This window comes from Collinsella vaginalis (genome assembly GCF_900176655.1).
GTDB lineage: Bacteria > Actinomycetota > Coriobacteriia > Coriobacteriales > Coriobacteriaceae > Collinsella > Collinsella vaginalis.
Genome location: NZ_LT838842.1, coordinates 286,944 through 306,431, shown reverse-complemented (window position 1 = coordinate 306,431; position 19,488 = coordinate 286,944). Strand labels below are relative to the sequence as shown.

Below are 19,488 nucleotides of genomic sequence, written 5' to 3'. Positions count from 1 at the left end.
CATCAAAGAAAGGAACAATCTCATGGCATACGAGGCTGAGGCGAGGGAGATCTTAGAGCATGTTGGCGGGGCCGAGAATGTGCAGGATCTCACACACTGCGTTACTAGGTTACGGTTCGTATTGCGCGACGAAGAAAAGGCGGAGACGAAAGAGCTAGAATCCCTGCCTTATGTTCTGAGCATCATACAAAGCGGCGGGCAGTACCAGGTGGTGGTTGGACCTGCCGTGGGCGACTATTTTGCTGCTGTTGTAGCTTTGCTGCCAGGAAAGCAGCCCGATGATGCCAGCGCCGATGGTGCTGCGGATGCGACGTCGGATCGTCGGAGTCTGTTGGACGTTGTTCTCCGTGTGGTGAGCGGCTCCTTCTCTCCGATCATCCCGCTCATGGCCGGATCGGGAATGATCAAAGCCCTTCTTACCCTGCTTACAACAATTGGCTGGCTCTCAGACTCAAGCTCAACCTATCTAGTGCTCTCAGCTGCAGGGAACGCCTGCTTCTATTTTCTGCCTGTGTTCTTAGGCTATACCGTTTCAAAACAGCTTGGAGCAGAGCCTTTTGTTGGAGCTGCGATTGGGGCTGCGCTGCTTGAGCCAAACTTCACAGGGCTGGTTGGCAATGAGAACGCAGACTTCCTTGGAATCGGGTTACAGGCCGTGAGTTATGGGTCGACCGTCTTTCCGATCTTCATCGCGGTTCTTGTTTACAGCCAACTTGAGCGCGTCCTCAGGAGATTTGTCCAGAAGGACTTGCAGTATTTCGTAGTTCCAATGGTCTGCCTTCTCGTGATGGTTCCCATTACCGCGCTCGTCTTTGGGCCCTTTGGAAATGGGATCGGAGCGATGGTGGCATCCGGGGTTGCTTGGCTGTTCCAGACCTCTCGGTTTGTTGCGGGCTTTGTGCTCGGCGCTGCATATCCTTGGCTTACCATCCTTGGCCTTCATTGGGGATTCACGCCGATTACCCTGCAGAACCTCGAGATGTTTGGCGGCGATTATATCGAGGGTGTTGCGGTTTGCGCCGTCTGGGCCCAGATTGGTGTTGCGCTCGGTTGTGTTCTGAGGGCCCGCACCCACAGCCAGGTGCGCGATATCGCCTTGCCAACTCTTGTAACCGGATTCTTTGCTGGGGTTACTGAGCCGATCTTGTACGGCCTCGTCACGCGGTATCGCCGCCTCATGCCCATTGTCGCCATTGCGGGCGGTTTGGGTGGGGCATGGAGTGCCGTCATCGGGGCGACGATGGATTCGTATGTCTTCCACAACATTTTCTCTGTCGCCATGCTGTGCTACTCACCGATGCCACTTTTCCTCGTCGGCATTTTGACCTCGCTGATTTCCGGGGCCCTACTTACCTATTTTTGGGGCGTATCTGCAGGTGAAAAGGGCGACTTTGAAGCCTGATATACACCCCTATGTAATGATGGGCGTTGCAGCCGAAGCGGGCAGGCGCAAGCAAGTTATTCCATAGGGACTTTCACCTGGGTTGACTGTTCAAGAAGCCCCCCCCTGAATGCACGGTTGAGGCCCGAGCCCGCAAGACGCCCTCTGGATGCATGGAAAATAGGGGGTTAATTACAGGATGTCCCCTGGATGCTCGCATACAGGGGAAATCCTGCGTTGAGATGCCTAGCCGACAACGAAATAGCTGGTCGAGAGCTCGTCGGGAAACGCCCGCACCCCATCTGAGCCCGCGCCCGCCTTGAAAACCGTGCACCGAGGGGGCATCCCGCATTGGGGACCACCTGGTTCAGGTTGAGCAGCCGAGAACCGTGCACCCAGGGGACATCCTGCGGGGCAGGCCTCACTTCCGCGCCCGCTCCCCCGCGCTCGCACCCCCATCGACCGCCTGCCCGCCAGATCCCCGTTTCCCGCGCGGTCGCAGCATGCGCGGCTCGAATCCCGCCCCGCGGCGCATCCGGGCGACGGCGGCGAGCAACGGGTCGACCTCAGGAGTCGCCCGCACCTTCGTGGGAAGCGGCTCGTCGATGCCCGCATGTCGGAAGTTCCCCACAAAGCTCTCGTTCGGCACCACGCTGATCACGGCGCGGGGGTCCACAGCGCGCACGAGCTTGGTCGCATCGCTGACCTCGTAGGTTGAGAGCACCGCATGGATGATGCCAACCGGCTCGCCGGTGAACGCCCCCGTCGCGTTGATGATGCTCGCGCCATGGTCCATCTCCTGCGTGTAGGCGCGGGCCACGTCAGTCGGTCGCTTCGTCGTGATGAACATGGCCGACCGCTGGTAGCGGTGGTAGAACTCGTCGACCGTTTTCGTCGCGATGAACTGGAACACGATGGAGTAGGCCGCCGGTCTCCAGCCGAAGATGGCGCCGAACACGAGCAGCATGAGGCAGTTGCCCACGAAGACCGCCGTCCAGATCGTGCGTCCGGTGCGGTTCGACACGTAGAGCGCGATGAAGTCGGTCCCGGCGGTTGAGGCGCCCCCCTTGAGCGCCAGCACCGTTGAGAGGCCTATCAGCACGCCGCCGAAGAGGACCTCGAGCACGGTGTCACCGGGGAGAATGGCGGGAAACTCGAAGATGTTCAGAAAGAGGCTTAGCAGCGCCACCTGCAGCATCGAGAACAGGACGAAGCGCTTGGAGATGCTTCGCCAGCAGGCGATTGCGACCGGGATGTTCAGCACGAGCACGCCAACCGAGGTGTGGAAGGAGAGGCCCATGAGCGACGCGATGCGATCGAGGAGCAGGGCGATGCCCGTGAACCCGCCCGCCAGCAAGTTAGCTGGATCGATGAAGGCCTCGATCACGTACGCCTGCATGAGCGCCGAGACCACGACGCAGATCGTCGTGACGATGCGCCGCACACTGGCGAAGCGCCCCAGGGAGAGGGCGCGCTCATAGAGCTCGAACGCGGTCATGTAGATGCCTCCTCAGATGGACGGACGGGTTTGAAAGGCTGCTATTCTCGCCGATTTCCGAGGGTAATCCAAGGGCTTCACGAGCGTGTCAGAACTTCGTTAGATGAGTGCGCAGGCGAGCGTCCAGACAATCGCCACGAGTACTGTTCCCATGCTTGTGGGGGCCATGAACCGGTCGAGCTTGGTGTGGTCGAGCTCATGGGTCACGCCCGAGAGCGCCTGGAAGAGCGGCATGGCGGCGAGGCACACGGCCGCCGCGCCCAGGCAGGTGGCAAACGAGGCGCCGCGAGCGAGGAAGAGGCCGGCGCAGAACAGGATGAGCGCCGCGTAGATGAGCGCGGCGTGGTAGATGCGCATGTAGCGCTCGCCGGTGAGGGCGGCGAGGCGTGTGGTGGCGCCAGTCATTTCACCGGGGGCGACCGCGGCTTCTGAGCGCGGGCCGTGTTCGACGACGGCTACCATGGCTGCGATCTGCTCATCGGTGCGGCCGGCGGCGAGGGCGCGGCCCCGACGCTCGCCGGCGGCGTAGAGCCGGTTCGCGACCGTGCGCTTGCCCTTCGCCGCATCATCTGTGGCATCGCGCATGTTGTTGATGTTCATCACCGCGGCCACCGGCATGCCGAGGGCGACACCCATCACCATGGCGTCAAGTCCAAGCGTATGCGTGTGGAGGAAGCTCCCGGCGACCACCGCCACCAGGCCGAAAAAGATGAAGCTCATGAGGTCGCCCAGGCCCTGGTAGCCATACGGGTGCGGCCCGACGGTGTAGAGGACGGCGGCCGCGATGGCAGCGACGCCGAGGACGAGGAGGATGGCCCCCACGATCATCGTGTCCTCGCCCAGCGCCGGTCCCGCGGAAAGTGACACATATATAAGGAGGACACCGAGGACAAGCGCGCACGCACAGGCCACGATGAGCGCCACACGCATCTGGGCTGGTGTGATTATGCCGCGCTGCATCCCGCGCTTCGGTCCCACGCGGGTCTCATCGTCCAGGCCGTGGGAGAGGTCGCCGTAGTCGTCGGCGAAGTTCGCGATCACCTGGAGCAGGATGGAGACGAGGAGCATGAGCACCAGGATTTCGGGCCTGAAGGACCCTGCTGCCGCAGCGACCCCGGCAGCGACGACGGAACCACTTGCAGCCAGGGGCAGCGTGCGCGGTCGCGCTGCCTCGATCCATGCGGCGCGGACCTCCAAGTTGCTGGGCTGGGTCGCCTCGTCCATTCCCTCTCCTTTCGACAAGCGTTCATGCTATACGGTAGCCGCCCCGCGGTGCGGGACAGCTGAGAAAACTGCGCCCGATCCGGCTTTCGGCGGGCGCGGAGGCCCGCATGCGGGATGAACGGCGCCCGACACCCGCGCGTCATCGGTTTGATTGCGAGGATAAGGCCCCATGTCGGTGCGACAGCGCGTAAGAAGGAAAACTTCGTGCCGTTGGTATAGGTTCTGCCGACATAGGTGCAAACCTCCTCAGTTTGGTACAGGTTTTGGGGCGCAGGCCAAGTAGACCAGCCGCACGCGTGACGAAACCACGAGGCAAACGCGGCGCAGTTTTATGATCTACATGCGCGTATGGCGTAGACCTGTACCAAACTGAGGAGGTTTAACCGCGTGCCCAGAAAACCTGTACCAACGACGTGAGATTTGCTCACGACGCGTGCGGAGGTGAGGGCGGGGAGGGGCACGTCTAGGGCTGCACGGAAAAGTTGAACCGCCGGGTCGGGCTGCCCGCAGCACGCGCCAAGGGGTGCCGATGCCGGTGGCCGCGCCGGGGAGGAGGGGGCACACCAATACCGGTTTCCATGCCAGAGCAGAGGGCGACGGCACAAAAAAGCGCCGGCATCGGATCCGATGCCGGCGCTCCAGGTCCCGCGGCGACGGGGCCACATGCTTCTTGCGAAGCTACTCCTCGACGATCTCGGTGATCGCGCCGGTGGGGCAGGCGTCCTGACAGGCCGCGCAGGCGATGCAGGAGTCCTCGTCGGCAACGACGGCGACGTCGTTGAGCTCGAGCACACCGGTGGGGCAGGCGTCGACGCAGGCACCGCAGGCGATGCACTCCTCGGCCTCAATGACTGGATGAGACATGTTGCTTCCTCTCCTCTGTTCGTTTCGGCCCCCGGCTTTCAGGACCGAACCCTTCGCGTTAACATAGCACGCCCCCATCGCTTTGCAAGACCGTAGCGACATCTTCCACTGACCGTTCGCCGAGTCATCCATGGCTAACTACCTGCGGTTCTTCCGCTGCGATACCCAGGCGGCCTTGTGCGGCCCGCATACGCTGCGGCGCTCGTGCCCTGCTTTGAACCTCACATAGCAGATAATAAGAAATCTTATATGTATTGACTTAGATTTTGTATACCAAGGTGCTTCAAGGGATATAGTAGAGCCTGAGCAAGAAAAGCGGGCCGGGCATGCCGTCCGTCCCCATCAAAGGAAGGACCATTTCAATGAGCAAGATTCTCGGAATCGACCTCGGAACCACCAACTCGGCCATGGCCGTGCTCGAGGGCGGCGCCCCCACCACGATCGTGAACGCCGAGGGCGATCGCACGACCCCGTCTGTCGTGGGCTTCCGCTCCGAGGGCGACCGCATCGTCGGCAAGGCGGCCAAGAACCAGGCCGTCACCAACCCCAAGAACACCGTCTTCTCCATCAAGCGCTTCATGGGCCGCAAGTTCTCCGAGGTGCAGGACGAGCTCAAGACCGTGCCCTACGAGGTCAAGGAGGGATCCAACGGCCGCTGCGTCGTCGTGATCAACGGCGAGGAGTACACGCCTGAGCAGATCAGCGCCATGACGCTGTCCAAGATGAAGGCCGACGCCGAGAAGTACCTCGGTGAGACCATCTCCGACGCCGTCATCACCGTCCCGGCCTATTTCAACGACGCCCAGCGCCAGGCCACCAAGGACGCCGGCCGCATCGCGGGCCTGAACGTCAAGCGCATCGTCAACGAGCCCACCGCCTCGGCCCTCGCCTACGGCCTCGACAAGAAGGACAAGGAGCAGAAGATCCTCGTCTTCGACCTCGGCGGCGGCACCTTCGACGTCTCCCTGCTCGACCTCGCCGACGGCGTCTTCGAGGTCCTCGCCACCAACGGTGACAACCACCTCGGCGGCGACGACTGGGATCAGCGCGTCATCGACTGGATGGCCGACAAGTTCCAGCAGGACAACGGCATCGACCTGCGTCAGGACCCCATGGCCCTGCAGCGCCTGAAGGAGGCCGCTGAGAACGCCAAGAAGGAGCTCTCCGCCGCCCAGCAGGCCCAGATCAACCTGCCCTTCATCACCGCTGACGCCACCGGCCCCAAGCACCTCGACTACACGCTCACCCGCGCCGAGTTCGAGAAGATCACCCGCGACCTCCTCGAGCGCTGCAAGGCCCCGGTGACCAAGGCGCTTTCCGACGCCCACGTGAGCCTCTCCGAGGTTGACGAGGTCATCCTCGTCGGCGGCTCCACGCGCATGCCCGCCGTGCAGGATCTCGTCAAGAGCATGACCGGTAAGCAGCCCAACATGTCCGTCAACCCCGATGAGGTCGTGGCCGACGGCGCCGCCGTCCAGGGCGGCGTGCTCACCGGTGACGTCGAGGGCATCCTGCTGCTCGACGTGACCCCGCTGTCGCTCGGCGTCGAGACCATGGGCGGCATCATGACGAAGATGATCGACCGCAACACCACGATCCCGACGAGCAAGACCGAGGTCTACTCAACGGCCGCCGACAACCAGACGAGCGTTGAGATCAACGTCCTCCAGGGCGAGCGCGAGCTGGCCCGCGACAACAAGAGCCTGGGCAAGTTCCAGCTCACCGGCATCCCGGCCGCCCGCCGCGGCGTGCCTCAGATCGAGGTCACCTTCGACATCGACGCCAACGGCATCGTGAAGGTCTCCGCCAAGGACAAGGGCACGGGCAAGGAGCAGTCCATCACCATCTCCGGCTCCACGGCCCTCTCCGACGAGGAAGTTGACCGCATGGTCAAGGATGCCGAGTCCCACGCCGAGGAGGACAAGCGCCAGAAGGAGGAGGTCGAGGTCCGCAACCAGACCGACTCGCTCGCCTACAGCACCGAGCAGACCCTCGCCGACCTCGGCGACAAGGTCTCCGGCGATGTGAAGTCCGAGGCCGAGTCCGCGATCGCCGATGCCAAGACCGCCCTCGAGGGCACCGACGTGGACGCCATCAAGGCGGCCGGCGAGAAGCTGCAGGAGGTCTCCTACAAGCTCGCGCAGCTCGTCTACGCCGATGCGCAGCAGGCCTCCGGCGCCGAGGGCGCCGATGCCCCCGCGTCCGATGACGATGTGGTCGACGCTGACTACGAGGTCGTCGACGACGACACGGACGAGAAGTAATCATGTCCGACCGCAATGAACGCACGGAGGCGGCCGCGACTCCCGCCTCCGCCGACTCAGAGGAGAAGGACGTGAAGACCACCGTGGAGGGCGTTGACGAGGCGCCCGATACCGGGGACGAGGCCGCGGAGGCCCCGGCGATGACCGAGGAGGAGATGGTCGAGGCGGCCATCCGCGCCGGCGAGCAGGCGGCTGACGAGGATTTCAAGCTGAAGCTCGAGAAGACCCAGGCCGACCTCGCCGCCCTGCAGGAGGAGCTCACGGCCGCTCAGGAGGCACGTGAGGCCGCCGATGAACGGGCCCGTGACGCCCAGGATCGCGTGGGGCGCCTGCAGGCCGACTGGGACAACTTCCGTCGGCGCACGGCGAAGGAGCGCATCGAAGAGCGCGATCGGGCGACCGAGAAGCTCATCTGCGCCCTCTTCCCGGTCGTGGACGACATGGAGCGCGCCATCGAGCACGCCCGCGCCCAGGAGATGGACGAGTCCCTCAGCCAGTTCGTCGAGGGCGTGGACGCCGTTCGCACCAAGCTGCTCGGCGTGTTCTCGCACGAGGGCGTCGAGCCCATCGAGCCGGCCGGCGAGCCGTTCGATCCCAACGTTCACCAGGCAGTGGGCCGCGTCGAGGACGCCAGCCAGTTCGACGAGACGGTCAACGACGTCTACCAGAAGGGGTACCGCATGGCCGGCAAGGTCCTGCGCCCCGCGATGGTGACCGTCACCTACGGCGGCGCCAAGCGTCCGGCGCCCGAGCCCGAGGAGCCGGAGGGTTCCGAGGAGTAACGCGACCACTAGGGCTCCGGAGCCGCAACGGCTGCGGGGCCCTCTTTGACGCGGCCTCCGGAAACGGGTGCCGCGTCTTGTTGGAAAGGAGGCAGGCATATGCCACAGGCAAAGAACTTCTATGACGTCCTCGGCGTATCAAAAGACGCCTCCGACGATGAGATCAAGAAGGCATTCCGAAAGCTCGCCGTGAAGTACCACCCCGACAGCGGCGGTGACGAGCAGAAGTTCAAGGAGATCAGCGAGGCTTACGAGACGCTGTCCCACCCGGACAAGCGCCGTGAGTACGACCAGATGCTTATGTTCGGGGGAGTTCCCGGCCAGGGCGCGCCGGGCGGCTACACCTACGCCGGGGGAGCCCCGGGCGGTGCCGCATGGGGCGACATCTTCGGCAACATCTTCCGCGGCGAGGGCGCCTTCAACGCCGATTGGGGCCAGGGCTTCGGCGGCGCGCGCAACCGGGCCCGGCGGGGGAGCGATCTCTCGCTCTCCGTCGACGTGACCGCCGAGGACGCCTTTCGCGGCGTGACGCACAAGGTCACCTACCGGATCCCGTCAACGGGCGAGCAGCAGACCATCTCGGTCTCGGTGCCGGCCGGTGCGGTCAACGGTGGCAAGCTCCGCTACAAGCGCCGTGGCGAGTACGGCCAGAACGGCGGCGAGCGCGGTGACCTCGTGGTGACCACGCGCGTGGCCAAGCACCCGCTGTTCAAGCGCAAGGGCGCCGACGTCACGATGGAGCTGCCGGTCTCGGTCTACGAGGCGGCGCTCGGCTGCTCGATCGAGGTCCCCACACCAGGTGGCGCCACCGTGCGCCTCAAGGTACCGGCGGGCACGCAGACCGGCAAGACCTTCCGGTTCAAGGAGATGGGTGCGCCCGACGTGAAGCACCGCGGACGCACCGGTGCCCTGTTGGTGAAGGTCGTCGTCAAAGTGCCAACCGCCCTCACCGACGAGGAACGCGAGGCGCTCACGGCTCTGCGCGACGCCGACACCCGCGATTACCGCGAGAAGGTCGAGCGGTTCCGCGCTACGATGTAGGAGAGGGCGCCAACTCCGGCGCACCGATGAGAAAGGCAGGCGGGTGACATGGCGCAGGAGGGACGGGACAAACCGCTGTACATGATCAGCGTGGCAGCGGAGCTCACGGGCATGCACCCGCAGACCCTCCGCGTGTACGAGTCCAAGGGGCTTGTGAACCCCAAGCGCTCGGGAGGCAACACCCGCCTGTACTCGCAGAGCGACATTGAGCGCTTAGAGCTCATCAACCAGCTCACCGACGAGGGGATCAACCTCGCGGGCGTGGTGCGCATCCTCGATATGAAGGAGCGGGCCGACGAGCGCGAGCGCGAGATGAACCGCCTGCGCGAGCGCCTGCGCCGCGCCGAGGACGAACTGCATGAGCTGCGCATGCAGAAGAAGATCACGGCGCTCGCCCCGCGCGACAGCGTGGGCGACCCGCAGCAGTTCCTGCGGGGCCTGCTCGGCAACGGGGACAAGATCTAAGCAAATCGAGGTGGTTGATTAGGACGGCGGACGCAGGTACGCATCCACATAGCCTCTGTGAATCGCTCGTGGCGAGTCCGCGCGTTGCATGGTTGGGCACTGGCTAAGATTGCGTATTGGGTTATAGTGACACGTCGATTGCGCGACCCATGCGGCCTTGAGTGGGAGAGGGACTGCAGCTGCGTGCCGAGGCGGGTGGCGACATCCCGTGTTCCGACGCTCGCCGCTTTGCACCGCTGGCCCATATGGGTTCGAGAACGTACTTTCAACTGCGCTCTCTGGCAAATCGGCCTTTGGACCGCCTCGAGATGACGTTTTGCTCCCAGTTGACCCACATGAGCTCGAGAACGTACTTTCGACCGCGTCCTCAGGCAGATCGCCCCTGAAGCTGCTTTGAGATGACGTTTTCCTCGTCCGCGTGCGTGGTCGCGCACTGGCCGTACCCCGGTGTCTGGTCCGCGGCCCGCCGGTCCACACAGGCTCGATAACCTACTTTTGACAGCGCTCTCAGGCAGAATGCCCTCGTAACTGCCTTGAGATGACGTTTTTCTCCCAATCCCGGCATGCATCCGCTCCATGCACTGCACGCGCCCGCTCCACATGCCGTGCGCTCGATATACCCGCATCGCGCAACCATCACCTTCCATTCAACCGCTCATAAAATCTTATATGGAGAGACTTAGATTCTGAATAGAACCGCTGTCCGGGGCAACAATAGAACTCGAACGGATATGCCGCTGGCAGCAGCGGCGGCGCTAGGGCCTTCGGGTATCCGGCGCACAGCGGAAAGGTGAGCATATGAGAATCGACAAGTTGGCGATGACCTCGAAGCAGGCGCTTCAGACGGCCATCGGCATCGCGGGGGATGCCTCCGCCGGCGCGGTTGAGCCCGTGCATCTGCTCGCAGCCCTTCTTGAGAGCGGCGAGCGCAACATCGCGGTGATCATCGAGCGCATCGGCGCCGATCCCCGGCGGCTGGCAACGGCCGCCCAGCAGGCCATTGAGGCCGCGCCTAAGGTCCAGGGCGCGCAGATCGGGCTCTCCAACGAGCTCACGCGCGTGCTCGACCGCGCGGAGAAGCGGGCCTCCAAGATGGGGGACAGCTTCGTTGTGACTGAGCACCTGCTCATGGCCCTCGCTGAGGACAAGGGAACCGCGGGCCGGATCCTCGCGGACGCCGGCGTCACGCGTGAGCGCATCGAGGAGACCTACACGGAGTTGCGTGGTGACGACCGGGTCACCAGCGAGGACGACCACCTGCAATTCGACGCACTCAACCAGTACGGGCGCAACATCTGCGACCTGGCCCGCTCGGGCAAGCTCGACCCGGTCATTGGCCGCACCGACGAGATCCGCCGCACCATCCAGGTGCTCTCGCGGCGCACGAAGAACAACCCGGTGCTCATCGGCGAGCCTGGCGTGGGTAAGACCGCCATCGTCGAGGGTATCGCCCAGCGCATCGTCGCCGGCGACGTGCCGAGCACCCTGCGCGACCGCGACCTCATCGAGCTTGACATGTCAGCCCTTGTGGCAGGTGCCAAGTACCGCGGCGAGTTCGAGGATCGCCTGAAGGCCGTGTTGAAAGAGGTCGAGCAGGCCGACGGCCGCGTGATCCTCTTCATCGACGAGCTTCACACCATCGTGGGCGCGGGCGCCACCGAGGGCTCCATGGACGCCGGCAACATCCTGAAGCCGGCGCTCGCTCGCGGCGACCTGCACGCCATCGGCGCCACCACGCTCGATGAGTACCGCAAGTACATCGAGAAGGACGCGGCCCTGGCCCGCCGCTTCCAGACGGTGCTCGTGTCTGAGCCGAGCGTCGAGGACACGATCTCGATTCTGCGCGGCCTCAAGGAGAAGTACGAGATCTTCCACGGTGTGCATATCACGGACAGCGCCCTCGTGGCCGCAGCCGACCTCTCGGACCGCTACATCGCCGATCGCTTCCTGCCCGACAAGGCCATCGACCTGGTGGACGAGGCGGCGAGCCGCCTGCGCATGGAGCTCGACTCCATGCCGGTCGCGATCGACGCGCTGACCCGCCAGCTCACGCAGATGCAGATCGAGGAGGAGGCGCTCAAGAAGGAGAGCGACGCGGCTTCGGCCGAGCGGCTCTCCACGCTGCAGCAGGAGATTGCCGAGCTGCAGGAGCGCCTGAACGTTGAGAAGGCCGGCTGGCTCAACCAGAAGAACGCCATCGATAAGGTACGTCAGCTCAAAAGCGATCTCGACGAGGCCAAGGGCGAGCTCGACCGCGTGACGCGCGAGGGCGACCTGGCACGCGCAGGCGAGCTCCGCTTCTCGGTGATACCGAGCCTCGAGCAACAGATCGCGAACGGCGAGGCCGAGCTGGCCGAGCGCAAGGACAACGGGGACGGCGGCCTGAACGAGCAGGTGACCTCGGATGAGATCGCCGAGGTGGTGAGCGCGTGGACCGGCGTGCCGGTGTCCAAGATGATGCAGGGCGAGCTCGAGAAGCTGAAGACGCTCGAGGCCGAGCTCCACAAGCGCGTGATCGGCCAGGACGAGGCCGTCTCCGCGGTCGCTGCCGCCGTGCGTCGCTCGCGCGCCGGCCTCTCCGACCCGGATCGGCCCATCGGCAGCTTCTTCTTCCTCGGCCCCACCGGCGTGGGCAAGACCGAGCTCGCCAAGGCACTCGCCGCGAGCCTCTTCGACGACGAGCGGGCTCTCGTGCGCATCGACATGTCGGAGTACATGGAGAAGTTCAGCGTCCAGCGACTCATCGGTGCGCCTCCGGGATACGTGGGCTACGACGAGGGCGGTCAGCTGACCGAGGCAGTTCGCCGTCGCCCGTACTCCGTCATCTTGCTCGACGAGATGGAGAAGGCACATCCCGATGTGTTCAACGTGCTCCTACAGGTGCTTGACGACGGCCGCCTGACGGACGGCCAGGGGCGGCAGGTGAGCTTCAAGAACACGATCATCATCATGACCTCGAACGTGGGGTCGGGTGTGATCGCCGAGCTCGCGGGCACGGACGACGAGGAGATGCGGCGTCAGGTTGACGAGATCATGAATCGCACGTTCAGGCCGGAGTTCCTCAACCGCATCGACGACATCGTGGTCTTCCATCCGCTCGGGATGGCCCAGATCGAGAAGATCGTGGACATCCAGCTCGCCGATGTGCGCGCCCGCCTGGCGAAGGACCGTATGACGGTCAGTGTCTCGCCGGCAGTCCAGCAAATGCTCGCCGTGGGCGGCCTGGACCCCGTGTTCGGTGCCCGTCCGCTGAAGCGCCTGATCCAGCGCGAGGTGGTAGACGCCATCGCGAGCGCGATCATCGACGGCCGCGTGCACGAGGGCGACGCCATCGTGCTCGACGTGGGCACGGATGGCGCCTTCAGCGTGAACGTGGCCGCGGGAGCGGCGGCGCAGGCGTAAACACGGGCGAACGCAGACGCGACCAAGAGGGCACCGCGCGCGCCGCGGTGCCCAATCGCGTATCCTGAGATGCCGAGACTCGTGGGCGGGAGGAGCGCATATGAGCGATGGATCTGAGAAGACGGGTCGAGCAGGTCGTATGGACCGGCGAGCGGAGAGTGAGCCCGATCCCTGCATCCGCGCCGAGAACGAGGACGATGACGGATACGATCCGTATTCGGACCGCCGGCCGGACCCGGAACCGCTCTTCGAACGCGACCCCTGGGATTAAGGCTCGGCATCAGATGTAGGCGCGCTGCGCAGCGGGCGGCACTAGGATGCACGTGGCCCCCGGAGCATCTGTCTTTGGGGCCACGTTTTCGTCGCACAGGTCGATGTTGTGAGCCTCACTCTACGTGTGAGGCTCAGATCGGGAAAGGTGAGCCGCTGCCTACCGGTCGAGCTCGTGGCGCACGCGCCCGTCGTAGATGAACGAGGCGATCCCCAGGATGCATGCCACAGCCGCCAGAACCGTTATGACGAGGGCACCGGTGGCCGCAAGGATAACGAGGAGGACGCTGAGGATCGTGCTGAGGAGCGCGAGCGTCCGATGCGACCCCAAGGCGCGCGGGCGGTTCGATCCGCGGATCCCCAGCACGGCTGCTGCGAGCGCGAGCAGCCCGGCCACAAGAGCTCCGATGCCGCTGATCAGGCGGAACACGCTCGCTTCAACGGGGTTGCCGAGCATCTGGGGATCGGCGGCCATGCCGACGCCGCCCGCGAGGGCGAGCACACCGAGTATGATCAGCGCCAACCCGAGTGGCGCCTGAATGAGGCTGACGATCTTGAGGAGCTTGCGGTTCTCTGACATGGCGGTCTCCTTGCATGAGCCGGATGCGTGCTGACAAAAGGGCCGGATGCCCGCTGCACCCGGCCCTTTCATGATACCCGCACGCCCTGTTTCAAAGCGCGGACGGTTGGCGGTCAAGAAACGTTATGCCGTCAGCGCGGGGTCGTCCGCCACGGCGCCGCGACGCGCCTCGGCTTGCTCCCAATCGCGTGTGCCGCGGAAGACATCCTGCGTGTACGGGTTCACCTTGAGCTTGCGCGCACGGTAGACCACATAGCAGATCGCCGCGATGTTGACGGCGAGCGCGATCGCGGCGACGGTGTTCGCCGTCGCGGGGTTCAGCGTCGAGCGCACGGCGAAGGCGCTCTCCTCCTGGAAGGCGGGGAACACCTGGGCGAACATGCACCAGATGGCCAGCGTGAAGGCGCGGTTCTGGATCCAGCCGCCCTTGTTCCAGAGGGCGTTCGCAATCGTGGGCGCGAGCAGCAGGGCGAATCCGCAGTACCACGCGTGGTGCGGCAGGCAGTTGTAGGTGTAGCAGAAGTTCCAGACGTCGTAGGCGATGATGAAGACCCAGGTCATGTCGGGCCAGAGCATGTCGCGCTCGTCCTTGGAGGAGTAGACACTCCACCAGGCCGTCATGCAGAAGATGTTGATCAGGCCCGCGAGCCCGTTGAACACGTTGTTCCAGCCTGCGAGCTGCGTGGCGCCCTCCGAGGTCACCCAGGTGGTCTCGCCGAGCACGAAGAAGTGGTACGCGCTCTCAAAGTCGGACACGACCGCGATCAGGATGTTGATGGCCACGATCACGAACGGCCAGGCGCGGAACCAGTGGGCGCGGCCGAGCCGGCCCCACTTGTACTTGATGATCATGAAGCCGATGCAACCGGCGAGGGCCGCGTAGACCTTCGCATAGTGGAACCAGCTGTTCTGGTAGATGTGCGTGGGGTTCGTGAGCGCCCACTCCTGCCCCTGGGCGACCCCCACGCCGATGGCGATGCAGTAGACGGTCATGGCTGCGGGCAGGGCCCCGAACATGATGAGACCGCCCACCTTGGACCTGCGCGCGAACTCATTGGCGAGTATCAGCCCGACGAACACAATCGCCCATCCGAGCCATTGCCATATGGCATGCTCCCCATAGACCTCGAACAGCATCTCCTTCTCCTTTCCTCGATCGCCAGCGAGGACCCCGCGGCACTCAGCTGCGGTCCGCGTGCTTCGCGGTGTACTTCTCAATATGAAGCGTGCTGGCGATGATGTCCTTGATCGTGGCCTCGGGGGCCTCGGGGTGCGTGCGCATGAACATGACGAGACCGGTGATGAGCACGTAGAACGTCTCGTACACGTGGTCGATGCGCACCGAGTGGAAGCGGGAGAAATCACGGACCGTCGAGTCGAGCACATAGCGCGCGGCGTGGTCGGCCACGCGGTGCACGAACCCGGTGTAGAGGGTCGCGTCGCCTGTGGAGGTCAGGGAGAGGGGCAGGTCGTTCTGATCGACGATGAGGCGCTTGAGCAGTACGACGACGGAGTCGAGGGCCCCGTCTATATCGCCCTGCACGCGCGAGGCGTTCCACGCGCCGATCTGCTCGATCACGTCCTCGATCATGTCGTCAAGGGTGGCGTCGATGGCGGCCTGCTTATCGGGGAAGTAATGGTAGAAGAGGGAGCGGGTGCAGCCCACGCGCTCGGTGATGCTCGACACGGAGAGCGAGCCCACACCCTGTTCGGCGCAGAGGTCGCGCACGGCGGAGAGGATATCGCGGCGCCGATCGTCTGCCGACAGGCGCTCGCGGTGCGAGGATTCCTGCTTGGTCTCGCCCTCTTTCATCACTCCCCCTTTGCCGACGCGTTCTGCACCTGGCCGAATACAGTCTTGTTTGTTATTGACATTCCGTCAATATGTAAATCGATGAGTTGCAGGCATTTTTGGCGAACGGCATCTCGCGACGGGGATGACATCCGGCGGGACGCCCCAGGGAGGGGAGAAGCCATGATCTTGAACGGACCCGGCATCAGCTATCTCGAGCCGGACATCGGCGCGGAGTTCGTGCCGCCCATCCCGGAGAACCCGCGGTCGTCCATCGTGTCGCTCTGCCGGCACTGCACGAACCGGCTCATCGGCAAGAAGAACATCCTGCCGTACGAGTACTGGGCCTTCGATGCGGCCTGCACCGACGAGCAGGCCGACATGCTCTGCCGCCTCAAGGTGCGCGTCCCCTATACGCTCGACGCCGCGGTGCGGGCCACGGGACTTCCCGCCGAGCGTCTGGAGCCGATGCTCGACGACCTCTCGTATATCGGCATGCTCGAGTACAACTGGGAGAACCCGAGCCGCACCAAGCAGTGGATGCTGCCCATGCTCGTTCCCGGATCGGCCGAGTTCCTCAACATGCGCATCGAGCAGCTGGAGGCGCATCCGGCGCTCGCCAAGTTCTTCGAGCAGGCGAGCAAGGGCCCGCTCACCCGCGCCACGCCCATGGTGCCTCCCGGTGGCGGTGGCATCGGCATGCACGTCATTCCCGTTGAGAAGGCCATCGAGCAGGAGAACCAGTCCATCTCCATCGAGCACATCGAGCACTGGCTCGACAAGTACGACGGCAAGTACGCCGCTTCTGCGTGCAGCTGCCGCATGAGCCGCAAGGTGCTCGGTGAAGCGTGCGGTGACGACTTCAATGACTGGTGCATCGCCGTGGGGGATATGGCCGATTACATCGTCGAGACCGCTCGCGGCCGCTACATCGACCGCGAGGAGGCACGTGCGATCTTCCGGCAGGCCGAGGACAACGGCTTCGTGCACCAGATCACCAACATCGACGGTGAGGACAAGATCTTCGCGATCTGCAACTGCAACGTGAACGTCTGCTACGCCCTGCGCACGAGCCAGCTGTTCAACACCCCGAACCTCTCGCGCTCCGCCTACGTTGCCCGCACGAAGACCGAGAACTGCGTGGCCTGCGGCCGCTGCGTCGAGGTGTGCCCGGCCGGTGCCGTGAAGCTCGGGCAGAAGCTCTGCGCCAAGGACACCGGGCGCGTGCCCGAGTACCCCAAGCAGGAGCTTCCCGATGCCGTGAAGTGGGGCCCGGAGAAGTGGAGCCCCGATTACCGCAACAAGAACCGCATTGAGACCTACGACACCGGCACGGCGCCGTGCAAGACCGCCTGCCCGGCGCACATCGGTGTCCAGGGCTACCTCAAGCTTGCCGCCCAGGGGCGCTACACCGACGCGCTCGCCCTCATCAAGCGCGAGAACCCGCTGCCTGCCGTCTGCGGCCGCGTGTGCAACCGCCGGTGCGAAGACGCCTGCACCCGCGGCGCCGTCGACCGCGCCGTCGCGATTGACGAGGTCAAGAAGTTCATCGCCGATCAGGACCTCGACGCCGCAACGCGCTACATCCCGAAGAAGGTGCGGCCCCGCGTGCAGGGCGACTTCGAGGAGAAGGTCGCCATCATCGGCGCGGGGCCCGCAGGTCTGTCCTGCGCGTTCTACCTGGCCGAGAAGGGCTACCACCCGGTGGTGTTCGAGCGGAACGCCCGACCGGGAGGTATGCTCACGTACGGCATCCCCAGCTACAAGCTGGAGAAGGACGTGGTCCAGGCCGAGGTGGACGTGATCGAGGCCATGGGCGCCGAGTTCCGCTACGGCGTCGAGGTCGGGCGCGACGTGACCCTCGCCGAGCTGCGCGATCAGGGCTTCAAGGCGTTCTACGTCGCCATCGGCTGCCNCCGAGCGCTCGCCCAACGGCCTCCCCATCGTTTGCTGCCTCCTCCGCTCCTCGATACGGAAAACGCCCAAGGGCTACGAAGTCCCGCACGCGCATGGCCGGCGCCGGACCCCCTTGTGTGAGGATCGCGAGCGCGCGGGCCCGTTCGCGCGCATCGATCGCGCCGAGGCTGCGGCCGAAGAGCCGCATGTCCCCCGAGCGTGGCCGCAGCATGCCGCCGGCGAGTCCGAGCAGCGTCGACTTCCCGCAGCCGTTGCATCCCACCAGGCAGGTGACCTTACCGCAGCTCACTTGGTAAGTGAGGCCGTCGATCACCGTATGGGATCCGCGCGCGAAGGTGAGATCTTGGAAGGAGAGGGACGCCGCGGCACCAGGGGCCGCACCGGTCGCATCGCCCGCCCGGACGTGCGCAGCACGGTGGGAAGTGCCCTCGGAAAGGAACTCTGCACGTTCCGTCCCGCTTTCCTCACACCGCATCGTCCTCACCCCGCCTCCTGCTCCGCACGATCAGCACCACGAAGAACGGCCCACCGAGGAAGGCCATGATGATCCCCACCGGCACCTCAAACGGGGCGAACGCCACGCGCGCGAACAGGTCGCAGGCGCAGGCGAAGGCGGCCCCGAGGAGGGCGGAGAGCATGAGCTGGGCCCGCGAGCCGCTCCGGATGATCGCTCGCGCCACATGCGGCACGATGAGCCCCACAAAGCCCAGGAGTCCGGCGAAGCTCACGGCGGCGCCGGCCAGCAGGGCCGCGCAGGCGAGCATCGCGAGGCGGAACCGGCGCACCGGCAAGCCGAGCCCGTGGGCCGCGGCATCGCCGAGCTGGATCACGTCGAGCCCGCGTCCGCACAGGCAGGCAACACCAAGCCCCGCAGCTATCAGCGCCGCGGGTCCCGCGAGGTCGCGCATGAGCACCCCGTTGAGCCCGCCCACGATGAAGCGTGCGGAGCCCACGTACGCGTCGGGGTTCACGATGAGGATGAGGTTGATGCCGGCGGTGAAGACCGCGGTGAGCGCCATGCCCGTGAGGATGATGGCGAGCCGCCCGGCCCCGGCCCCGAAGGCCAGGGTGAATACCGTGAGCGCCGCCGCCAGTGCCCCGACGAAGGCGGCCAGGGGGGAGAGCCAGNGCCGGCGAGCGAGGAGGAGCGCCGGGAGGCCGCCGCGGACGGGGTCGCCATCGCCTGCGGCTGGGGTCCGCGCGAGGTGCTCGTCGAGGACGGGCGCGTGAGTGGGATCGCATTCAAGCGCTGCCTGCGGGTTTTCGATGACGAGGGTCGGTTCGCGCCGGAGTACGACGAGGAGGACGTGCGCGTCGTGGAGGCCGATCGCGTGGTCTTCTCCATCGGCCAGAGTATTGAGTGGGGTGATCTGCTCGCGGACAGCGCCGTCGAGCTCGGGCGCGGCCGGGGCGCGGTGGCAGACCCGGTGACCTACCAGACTGCAGAGCCTGACATCTTCGTGGGCGGGGACGTCTACACCGGGCCCAAGTTCGCGATCGACGCGATCGCGGCAGGCCATGAGGCGGCCGTCTCGATCCACCGGTTCGTGCAGGACGCTACGCTCACCATTGGGCGCAATCCCCGGATGTACCGCCAGATCGACCGTGAGCAGGTCGATCCGGGCAGCTATGACACGGGGAGCCGCGGCGTCCCGACGGTCGACCATGCGATCGAGCGCGAGCATCCATTCAGCGAGTATGTGCGCACCTTTACGGAGGAGCAGGTCAAGGCTGAGACGGCTCGCTGTCTCGGATGCGGCGCCTCGGTGGTTGACGAGAACAAGTGCATCGGCTGCGGCCTCTGCACCACGAAGTGCGATTTCGACGCGATCCACCTGTATCGCGAGCGACCGGAGTGCAGCCGGATGGTGAAGGCCGAGAAGAAGATCGGCGGGTTGCTGAAGTACGCCGTCAAGCGGGAGATCAAGATCCGCTTCGGGGCTAAGAAGTAGGACGTGTTGCGTGTGCCCGGGCGGTGAGCTGCCGCTCGGGCACGCATCTGGATGTG

16 protein-coding genes and 1 pseudogene are annotated in these 19,488 nt (G+C 65.0%); 9 read left to right on the top strand and 8 right to left on the bottom strand.

The features are described from left to right. Positions 1 to 22: 22 nt before the first annotated feature. Positions 23 to 1,402, top strand: coding sequence for a PTS transporter subunit EIIC (locus CAP13_RS01310; protein WP_085829866.1), 1,380 nt, complete (start codon positions 23 to 25; stop codon positions 1,400 to 1,402). A gap of 400 nt (positions 1,403 to 1,802) precedes the next feature. On the opposite strand, the gene CAP13_RS01305 is transcribed toward CAP13_RS01310, so the two are convergent. From CAP13_RS01305 to CAP13_RS01295, 3 genes are all read right to left on the bottom strand, one after another. Continuing rightward, positions 1,803 to 2,879, bottom strand: coding sequence for a YitT family protein (locus CAP13_RS01305; protein ID WP_085829865.1), 1,077 nt, complete (start codon positions 2,877 to 2,879; stop codon positions 1,803 to 1,805). Positions 2,880 to 2,978: 99 nt separating this feature from the next. Further along, the gene (menA, locus tag CAP13_RS01300; protein WP_085829864.1) at positions 2,979 to 4,103 is read right to left on the bottom strand and encodes a 1,4-dihydroxy-2-naphthoate octaprenyltransferase; all 1,125 of its coding nucleotides are present in this window, start codon (positions 4,101 to 4,103) and stop codon (positions 2,979 to 2,981) included. Between the two features lie 678 nt (positions 4,104 to 4,781). After that, complete coding sequence (locus CAP13_RS01295) at positions 4,782 to 5,045, bottom strand: 4Fe-4S dicluster domain-containing protein (protein ID WP_143764862.1); 264 nt, start codon at positions 5,043 to 5,045, stop codon at positions 4,782 to 4,784. 284 nt (positions 5,046 to 5,329) lie between these two features. Between CAP13_RS01295 and dnaK the strand changes: the two genes are divergently transcribed. The 6 genes from dnaK (at position 5,330) to CAP13_RS09795 (ending at position 13,192) form a co-directional block, all read left to right on the top strand. Then, a complete protein-coding gene (dnaK, locus tag CAP13_RS01290) occupies positions 5,330 to 7,231 on the top strand; it encodes a molecular chaperone DnaK (protein WP_085829862.1) in 1,902 nt (633 codons plus the stop codon). Positions 7,232 to 7,233: 2 nt separating this feature from the next. Beyond that, positions 7,234 to 8,013, top strand: coding sequence for a nucleotide exchange factor GrpE (locus CAP13_RS01285; RefSeq protein ID WP_085829861.1), 780 nt, complete (start codon positions 7,234 to 7,236; stop codon positions 8,011 to 8,013). 99 nt (positions 8,014 to 8,112) lie between these two features. After that, on the top strand, positions 8,113 to 9,054 hold the full coding sequence (locus CAP13_RS01280; protein ID WP_085829860.1) for a DnaJ C-terminal domain-containing protein: 942 nt from the start codon (positions 8,113 to 8,115) through the stop codon (positions 9,052 to 9,054). Between the two features lie 48 nt (positions 9,055 to 9,102). Then, positions 9,103 to 9,519 (top strand): heat shock protein transcriptional repressor HspR, encoded by a 417-nt coding sequence (locus tag CAP13_RS01275; RefSeq protein ID WP_085829859.1) that lies wholly within the window; start codon positions 9,103 to 9,105, stop codon positions 9,517 to 9,519. Between the two features lie 798 nt (positions 9,520 to 10,317). Next, positions 10,318 to 12,921: an ATP-dependent chaperone ClpB gene (clpB, locus tag CAP13_RS01270; protein WP_085829858.1), complete on the top strand. Its 2,604-nt coding sequence runs from the start codon at positions 10,318 to 10,320 to the stop codon at positions 12,919 to 12,921. Positions 12,922 to 13,021: 100 nt separating this feature from the next. Beyond that, positions 13,022 to 13,192, top strand: coding sequence for a hypothetical protein (locus CAP13_RS09795; RefSeq protein ID WP_179184871.1), 171 nt, complete (start codon positions 13,022 to 13,024; stop codon positions 13,190 to 13,192). A 159-nt stretch (positions 13,193 to 13,351) separates the two neighbouring features. Here the strand turns inward: CAP13_RS09795 and CAP13_RS01265 are convergent, their stop codons facing one another. The 3 genes from CAP13_RS01265 to CAP13_RS01255 all read right to left on the bottom strand — a co-directional run bounded on the left by CAP13_RS01265 (position 13,352) and on the right by CAP13_RS01255 (position 15,584). Then, positions 13,352 to 13,771 (bottom strand): hypothetical protein, encoded by a 420-nt coding sequence (locus CAP13_RS01265; RefSeq protein ID WP_085829857.1) that lies wholly within the window; start codon positions 13,769 to 13,771, stop codon positions 13,352 to 13,354. A 123-nt stretch (positions 13,772 to 13,894) separates the two neighbouring features. Then, entirely contained in the window at positions 13,895 to 14,908 is a 1,014-nt protein-coding gene (locus tag CAP13_RS01260) for a DUF5692 family protein (protein ID WP_085829856.1), read from the bottom strand. Between the two features lie 43 nt (positions 14,909 to 14,951). Beyond that, on the bottom strand, positions 14,952 to 15,584 hold the full coding sequence (locus CAP13_RS01255; RefSeq protein ID WP_085829855.1) for a TetR/AcrR family transcriptional regulator: 633 nt from the start codon (positions 15,582 to 15,584) through the stop codon (positions 14,952 to 14,954). A gap of 81 nt (positions 15,585 to 15,665) precedes the next feature. Between CAP13_RS01255 and CAP13_RS01250 the strand changes: the two are divergent. Next, positions 15,666 to 17,351, top strand: a pseudogene (locus CAP13_RS01250) (FAD-dependent oxidoreductase); the annotation flags it as partial. A 97-nt stretch (positions 17,352 to 17,448) separates the two neighbouring features. On the opposite strand, the gene CAP13_RS10460 reads toward CAP13_RS01250, so the two are convergent. Then, the gene (locus tag CAP13_RS10460; protein WP_143764861.1) at positions 17,449 to 17,955 is read right to left on the bottom strand and encodes an ATP-binding cassette domain-containing protein; all 507 of its coding nucleotides are present in this window, start codon (positions 17,953 to 17,955) and stop codon (positions 17,449 to 17,451) included. Next, on the bottom strand, positions 17,945 to 18,574 hold the full coding sequence (locus CAP13_RS10170; protein WP_245798857.1) for a FecCD family ABC transporter permease: 630 nt from the start codon (positions 18,572 to 18,574) through the stop codon (positions 17,945 to 17,947). The genes CAP13_RS10460 and CAP13_RS10170 overlap by 11 nt, the downstream gene beginning before the upstream one ends. A 132-nt stretch (positions 18,575 to 18,706) precedes the next feature. Between CAP13_RS10170 and CAP13_RS10165 the strand changes: the two genes are divergently transcribed. Next, the gene (locus tag CAP13_RS10165; protein ID WP_245798850.1) at positions 18,707 to 19,432 is read left to right on the top strand and encodes a 4Fe-4S binding protein; all 726 of its coding nucleotides are present in this window, start codon (positions 18,707 to 18,709) and stop codon (positions 19,430 to 19,432) included. Positions 19,433 to 19,488: the final 56 nt, after the last annotated feature.